The following is a 7,133-nucleotide window of genomic DNA, read 5'->3' as shown; positions in this document are numbered from 1 at the left end:
GTCTTTGTCTTTCACGATGAAGACCTCCCTGTTATCGTAGTTGTGTGGTCGGCAAACCACTTCTACCTTATCAGGGAGTTTTTTCTTTTTCTACTTTCCTCCTCGCTATAAGCTACTTTTTTACCCCCGGCTTAGCCGGGGGTTGCCTTTGGTGCCAGCAACACAAGGCCCCCGGCTCCGGTTTATCCGGAGCCGGGGGCCCTTTTGTTGTCCGCCGTTTCCTATGTCAAAGCTCCCTTTCCGCAGGCCATACCTGCGGCCGGATCGCCTCTGTCAGCTCAAATTCTTCTGTCGGATAAGGCGCACCTCCTGCCGGGAAAGGGGGTGCCGGTCCAGCTGGAGGAACGCGCTGCGCAGGGAGCCGAAGGCGTCTGCCAATCCTATCCGCAGACAGGGAGGCAGCTCCTCCCGCAGGGGCGTGCGTCCCAGCCGGCCGCAGAGGGCGTCCAGCGCCTCCAGCTGGAGCCGCTGGGATGGGGTGAGCTGGTGGGACGGAATCCGGGCGCCCACTCCGCTTTGGCGGCGGCTGGGACGCTCTGCCCGGCGGCGGAAGGGATGCCGGGTCTCTTTGGCCATGGAATTCTCCCTTCTGTATGCTGGCCACGCTCAGCGCCCCGCCGCCCGGCGGGCCGGGTGGTACAGGATGTGGAGCTGGCCGGTCTCATCGGTAAAGGTTCTGGCGTCCACCTCATACACCCGCCGGATGAAGTCCGGGGTGAGCACCTCCCCTGGGGTGCCCACGGCCACGATCTCCCCGTCCTTGAGGGCGTAGAGCCGGTCGCAGTACATGGCGGCGATGTTCAGATCGTGGATGGCGGCGACCACCGTCCGGTCCAGGCCCTTGACGATGTCCATGAGCTGGAGCTGGTATTTGATGTCCAGGTGGTTGGTGGGCTCGTCCAGAATCAGGCAGGGGGTGTCCTGGGCCAGGGCCCGGGCCAGGATCACCCGCTGCTGCTCCCCGCCGGACAGGGTGGAGAAGGACCGACCGGCAAAGGCGGCCATGCCCACCGTCTCCAGGGCCTGGGCCACCAGCTGGTAGTCCCTGGCGTTGTCCCGCTCCAGGGCCCGCTTGTGGGGGGCCCGGCCCATGAGCACCACGTCCTGGACGGTGAAGTCGAAATTGTAGTAGTTGTGCTGGGCCACCACCGCCACCCGCCGGGCGGACTGCTTGAAGCTGTAGTCCTCCAGGTCCTTCCCGTCCAGGTAGACCGCCCCGCCCGTGGGCTTGAGCACCCGGTAGATGCACTTGAGCAGGGTGCTCTTGCCGCTGCCGTTGGGGCCGATGACCCCCACCAGCTCCCGCTGACCCACCTGGAGCTCCACGTCCCGGAGAATCTGGGTTCCCCCCAGCACGGCCTGGAGCGCCTCCACGCGGATGTCCATCAGTCCCCACCTCCAAAGCCGTATTTCTTCCGGGCCATCAGGTAGACGAACACCGGCGCGCCCACCAGGGAGGTGAGGACGCCGATGGGCAGCTCGTTGCCCGGCAGCACCACCCGGCAGAGCACATCGGCCCAGATCAGGAAGATGGCCCCCAGCAGGGCGGACAGGGGGAGCAGCTTTTTGTGGTCGGTGCCGAACACCATCCGCACCACGTGGGGGATGAGCAGGCCCACGAAGCCGATCAGCCCCGCCTTGTACACCACGAACCCCACCAGCAGGGCGGACACCAGCAGGTAGACCAGCCGCCAGCGGTGCAGATCGGTGCCCAGGGTGACCGCCGACTCGTCCCCCAGCAGCATCAGGTTCAGATTGCGGTACTGGGTCCAGAAAAAGAGGGTGCCCGCCAGCACCACGGGGAGGATCACCCCGTTGCTCTGCCAGTCGGCCCCGGCCAGGCTTCCCATGGACCACTGCACCACGGCGGAGGCGGCGTGGTCGTCGTTGAGGATGAAGATAAACAGGTTGGAGAAGCCGGAGCACACGGCGCTCAGGGCGGAACCGGCCAGCAGCAGCTTCACTGCGTTGGCCCGGCCGCCCAGGTTGGCCAGCCCCACCACCGCCAGCGACACCAGGAAGGCCCCGGCGCAGCCCAGCACGCCCATGGCGCTCCCGCCCAGGATGGTGCCCAGGCCCAGCAGCATGGCCAGGGTGGCCCCCAGGTAGGCTCCGGAGGACACGCCCAGCACATAGGGGTCGGCCAGGGGATTTTTGACGATGGCCTGCATGACCACGCCGCACACCGACAGGCCCATGCCCACCCCGATGGCCAGGATCAGCCGGGGCAGGCGGATGAGCCACACCACGTCGTGGACGCCGCCGCTGCCCCACACCGCCGGATCGCCCAGGCCGAAGAGCTCATGGAGAATGACCCGGTACACATCCCCAATGGGGATGGTCATGGTGCCGAAGCTCACCGCCGCCAGCACCGACAGGACCAGCAGGGCCAGCAGAACCAGGCACACCGCCAGATAGGCCGGCCCGCGGCCGGACAGGGCGTTCTTTCTCATGGCGGCTTACAGCTCCAGATCTGGGTACATGCCCTGGGCCAGCGTCCGCAGCCCGTCGATGGTGCGGGGGCCGCTGGCGTACATGTCCCCCAGCATGATCAGGTGGATGTTTCCGCTCTGGACTGCGGAGAGACTGGCAAAGGCTGGGTCGTCCTGGATCAGGGAGAGCTGCTGGGTCATGACGCTCTCGGGATCGTCGCCGGAGTAGGCCATGTAGACCACGAAGATCACGTCGGGATCACAGGCCACCAGATCCTCCTTGCCCATGTCGCTGCCCTCGGGCTTAGCCAGCTCGCCCCCCAGGGCGGTGACCATGTCGCCGGCCAGGGTGTCGGCGCCGTAGTTGGTGATGGTGCCGCTGATGGGCTCCACCACCGCCACACGGACGGGGTCGTGGCCCTCGGCGGCGGCCAGGGTGTGGGCCACCTGGGCCTGCATCTCGTCCACCAGGGCCTGGGCCTTCTCCTCCACGTCGAAGATCCTGCCGATGTTGAGAATGTCGGTGTACTCATTCTCCAGGGTGCGGGAGCCGCCCCGGGCGGTGTTGGAGTTGATGTAGGTGCCCACGCCCTTGTCGTTCCACTCGTACACGTCGCCCAGCTTCTCGTCGCTGAAGTAGGAGCCCCAGGAGAAGATCATGTCGGGCTCCAGCAGGGTGACGGTCTCCTTGTCGGGAGCAAAGACGGTCTCGTCATAGTTCATCTGTGCGAAGCCGTCCTTCCACTCGTCCTTGACCTCGTTGTCCAGGCCGTAGGAGGCCAGCACGTGGTCCTCCAGCCCCAGGGCGATCATGGTCTCGATGCAGCCCTGGTAGACACAGAGTACCCGCTCCGGGGCCTTCTCATAGGTGTACTCCACCGGGTTGCCGGCGTAGTCGTAGCTGGTGATGGTCACCAGGTAGTGGCTGTCGGAGCCGGTGGTCTCTTCCGCCTGGGCGGGGGTGGTCTCCGCGGCGGGGATCTGGGTCTCCGACGGGGTCCCGCCGGAGCAGGCGGCCAGGGAGAGAATCAGGGCCAGCGCAAGGGATAACATACTGCGTTTCATGGGAAATCCTCCTTCTGAAAATATGATCTCACCGCCCGGAAAGCAAAACAAAAAGTCCGCTTTCCGGAGAAAGCGGACTTCCAGGGCTGTCTGGATACGACAACGCTGGACAGGTCTCTTTCTGCGGAAGATACCTATCCACCCGTTCCAAGCAGGTTTCCTGGCTCACGGATCTGCGCTTACCGCGCCTTCTCACCCCGCCTTGACGGCGGGGCAATGGCATTGCTGCGGCTCACTCCCCGTTCACAGTGACCGGATCGCTCGGGATTTGCACCCGATTCCCTATTACCCCAGCGGAAGCTGGGCACTTGGTGGGTTCTGATTGATTGTGGCTTCATTCTAATCCATCCGCCTGCACTTGTCAAGAGATGGGGTGGGACGGCATATGGCTCCCCACTGGCTGTGCCTACCGTCTCGGGCATTTGCTCCTCCACCGGGGCGCGGAAAAATCTCATCAGGCAGGATTCCACCTTTGGCCGGTCGAAGATGTCCTGCGGCCAGATAGACAAGGTCAGTTGGGAGTCGGCTGCCGTCGCCATCCTGGGAGCAGGATTCTCCCCTTTATCACCAGCATCTGCTGTCCCATGCTTGGGCGGGAGAAGGTTCTGCCGGCTTTAACCTCGCGCTTCCCCGCTCGATTTCATTCTGAGAGAAGGCGCTCCGCAACGCCGGTTTGACAGACCGCCGGTTCTCTGATAGAATGGTTCACAAGATCTAAATCTGACTTCAGGTCAAGACTTTTTCAGGAGCTTAAAAGATGTATACAATCGGACAGGTCTCTGAGATGTTTCATATCCCCGTCTCCACCCTTCGGTATTACGACAAGGAGGGGCTCTTCCCCGGGCTGGAACGGGCATCCGGCATCCGACGCTTCGGCGACGCGGAGCTGGAGGCCCTGCGGGTCATCGACTGCCTGAAAAAATCCGGGCTGGAGATCAAGGACATCCGGCAGTTCATGCAGTGGTGCTGCGAGGGCAGCGGAACCTATGGAAAGCGCAGGGAGCTGTTTGAGCGCCAGCGCCGGGTGGTGGAGCAGCAGCTGCGCCAAATGGAAAAGACCCTGTCCATGATCCGCTTCAAATGCTGGTATTATGAGCAGGCCCTTCAGGACGGCAGCGAGGAGCGGGTCACCCGGATGATGCCGGATCACCTGCCGGCGGAGATTCAGAAGCTCTATGACGATGCGCGGTCGTGAGCCCGGAAGGGCTGGGCGGCTGGGCGCGCCCGCACACAGCGCCGTCTGTCATTGGATGAATTGCAGAGACTCCAGCAGGGGCACTCCCGCAGCAGCGGGAGTGCCCCTGCTGTCCGATTGGCGGCCGTCTTCCGGTCACCGAGTCTGATAGCTCCCCTTCTCCGTCTCGGATGCCGGGTAGAACTGGATGGCGGTCTGGGCGGTGTGGAAGGCGCCGAAGCCGTTCCAGATCCCGGATCTGTCGTACTCCTGGGCGGTCATGGCGGGGTAGTTCAGCCATTTGACCTGGTGGGTGTAGTTGCTCCAGGAGTCCAGGAGCCACCCCTCCTCCACCGTCTCCACGCCGTAGGTCAGATAGCCCCGGCAGCGCTCCCCCCGCCGCGGCAGGGAGAAGACGGCGGTGGGGTCGGTGCTCTGGCTCTCCCCCCAGAAGAAAGAGTTGGTGGTGTACGGCTCCGTGGAGATGCTGTAGTAGTCCCCTTCATAGGTGGTTCCCTGCCAGTCGAAGAGCAGCCGGCCGGTCACCTCCCCCTCCTGCCGCCAGCCGTCGAAGCCGTCCCGGGTGGTGGGCCACAGGCTGATGCACTCGGTGGTCCGCAGCCCGGGCTCCGCCTGCCAGAGGAAGTGGTGGATGATGCGCCAGCGCCCGCCCGGCAGCTCCACGGCGATGTCGCTCAGGCGCAGCTCCCGCACGTCGTAGACGGTTTGGACGTGGATGGTTCTCCCTGAGACGCTGCGCTCCTCCCGCCCGTCGTTGAAGGGCTCCTCGCGTACCTCGACGGTCACGCTGAGGGCCCCCTCCAGCAGGGCCAGATCCCCGGGCGCCAGATCCTCCGCCACCTGCTCCGGCATCCCCAGCGCCAGCAAGCTGTCCCGGATCTCCTCCAGCTCCCGCTGTTCTCCGGCCTCCACCGGGCTCCACTCCATGGGGTAGCGGCAGAACACCGTCCCCGCCAGCAGGATGCCCGCCGTCAGGAGAACCGCCCAGGCGATCCACACGACCCGCTCGGACAGGCGCGCCCCGGCGGCCCGCACCACGTAGCCCGCCCCGTCCAGCAGGGCGGGCAGCTTCGCCAGGCTGCGCATGATGCAGATGTAGAGCCCCAGAAAAACCGCCACGAAGAACAGCCCCTGGAGCTGGAGATTCCCCCCGCCCAGCAGGCCCAGGGCCACCAGGGCGCACTGGAACGCCAGCAGGGCCGCCGCCGCCCCGGCCCTGTCCTCCTGCCCGGCACACCGGCGCACCGCCCGGATCCCCCGCCACAGGCAGAAGCTCCGCACCAGGCCCAGCAGGGCCAGCGCTACCCCCAGGGGCGGGAGATCCCGGGCCCAGATGGTGGCGTCCATCACCCGTCCCACATAAAAGGAGGCCAGATTCAGCAGGCTCAGCCCCCAGCAGAGGGCAAACCAGCGGTTTTCCCGCCGCAGGGTGCGGAACCCCAGGAACAGCAGCACCACTCCCACGGCGGGGAGCAGGTAGTTCAGGTACCAGAAGTTCAGGGTCAGGGTGGTCAGGCCGGTTCCCCACACGATGCGCACCATGGCCCGCCGCCAGGGGTTCACCTCCGCCACCGTATCGTCGGGCAGGGGCAGCGCGGTCAGCTCCTCCTCCAGCATCCGGTCAAATTCCCGGTCGTCACCCATCCAGCTCACCTCCCAGCTCCTTCCGCAGGCGGCGGCGGAGCCGGTGCAGCCGGCCCTCCACCCCCCGCGGGGTCAGCCCCAGCTCCGCCGCCATCTGGGCGGTGGACTGGAGGTAGTAGTATTTCCGGTACAGCAGCTCCCGCTCCATACCGCCCAGCCCGTCAATGACCTCCCGGAGCCGCCGCAGCCGCTCCTTCCGCAGCATCAGCTCCTCCGGGCCGGGGGAGGGGTCGGGGGCGTCGGGGGACAGCTCCGGAAGCTCCCGTCCGCCGCGCCCCTCCCCGGCGCGCAGGCGGTTCCTCGCCGTGTTCCGGGCCACCGAGGACAGCCAGGCCGGGAATCCGCCCCGCCCCCGGTCATACTGCCCGATCCGGTCCCAGGCCCGCATGACCACGTCGTTCAGGCACTCCTCCCGCTCCCGGGGATCGGGCAGAATGGGCGCGATGATATAGCGCAGCATGGGGCCGTAGCAGCGCAGCAGCTCGTCCGCGCCCCGCTCCTCCCGCCGCACCAGCAGCTCCACCAGCTCCCGGTCGTCCATGGGCCTCCCCCTTTCTTCCTTCCTATATGATTATACACGCTGAACGGGGCGGATCCCATGCCGGCAGGGGGAAAATTTGAAACCGGACAGGCCGGAGGGGGGTTCCCCCTCCGGCCTCAGCGTGCCGAAAAAGTCTTTTCGACACGCTGCTAAACTTTTTGAAGTTTCAAAAAGTTGTTTGATCCAACGCGAAAGGGAACCCTGACGGTTCATCTCCGCGCCAAGTGCCGCCGCACTGCGGCGGTTGCGCTCCGAA

General features: G+C 65.6%; 7 protein-coding genes and 1 riboswitch. Of the genes, 1 reads left to right on the top strand and 6 read right to left on the bottom strand.

The features are described 5' to 3' along the window. Nucleotides 1-273: 273 nt before the first annotated feature. From QZ378_RS05160 to QZ378_RS05145, 4 genes are read right to left on the bottom strand one after another with little or no spacing between them, the layout of a single operon-like run. Nucleotides 274-576, bottom strand: a complete 303-nt coding sequence (locus QZ378_RS05160; protein WP_191378630.1) for a hypothetical protein — start codon at nt 574-576, stop codon at nt 274-276. A 30-nt stretch (nt 577-606) separates the two neighbouring features. Then, on the bottom strand, nt 607-1,386 hold the full coding sequence (locus QZ378_RS05155) for an ABC transporter ATP-binding protein (protein WP_291257533.1): 780 nt from the start codon (nt 1,384-1,386) through the stop codon (nt 607-609). Beyond that, complete coding sequence (locus tag QZ378_RS05150) at nt 1,386-2,453, bottom strand: iron ABC transporter permease (protein ID WP_291257532.1); 1,068 nt, start codon at nt 2,451-2,453, stop codon at nt 1,386-1,388. The genes QZ378_RS05155 and QZ378_RS05150 overlap by 1 nt, the downstream gene beginning before the upstream one ends. A gap of 6 nt (nt 2,454-2,459) precedes the next feature. Beyond that, the gene (locus QZ378_RS05145) at nt 2,460-3,497 is read right to left on the bottom strand and encodes an ABC transporter substrate-binding protein (protein WP_291257531.1); all 1,038 of its coding nucleotides are present in this window, start codon (nt 3,495-3,497) and stop codon (nt 2,460-2,462) included. 132 nt (nt 3,498-3,629) lie between these two features. Continuing rightward, nucleotides 3,630-3,824: riboswitch (cobalamin riboswitch) on the bottom strand. A gap of 430 nt (nt 3,825-4,254) precedes the next feature. On the opposite strand from QZ378_RS05145, the gene QZ378_RS05140 reads away from it, so the two are divergent. Then, nucleotides 4,255-4,692 carry a MerR family transcriptional regulator gene (locus tag QZ378_RS05140; RefSeq protein WP_291257530.1) on the top strand — a complete coding sequence of 146 codons (438 nt, stop codon included), beginning with the start codon at nt 4,255-4,257 and terminating at the stop codon, nt 4,690-4,692. A 135-nt stretch (nt 4,693-4,827) separates the two neighbouring features. On the opposite strand, the gene QZ378_RS05135 is transcribed toward QZ378_RS05140, so the two are convergent. Next, complete coding sequence (locus QZ378_RS05135) at nt 4,828-6,336, bottom strand: hypothetical protein (RefSeq protein ID WP_291257529.1); 1,509 nt, start codon at nt 6,334-6,336, stop codon at nt 4,828-4,830. After that, nucleotides 6,329-6,877 (bottom strand): sigma-70 family RNA polymerase sigma factor, encoded by a 549-nt coding sequence (locus tag QZ378_RS05130; protein WP_291257528.1) that lies wholly within the window; start codon nt 6,875-6,877, stop codon nt 6,329-6,331. Before QZ378_RS05130 ends, QZ378_RS05135 begins: the two co-directional genes overlap by 8 nt. Nucleotides 6,878-7,133 lie beyond the last annotated feature (256 nt).

The organism is Flavonifractor sp., assembly GCF_019422385.1.
In the GTDB taxonomy this organism is placed as follows: domain Bacteria; phylum Bacillota; class Clostridia; order Oscillospirales; family Oscillospiraceae; genus Flavonifractor; species Flavonifractor avistercoris.
This window is presented reverse-complemented; position numbering and strand designations above follow the sequence as displayed.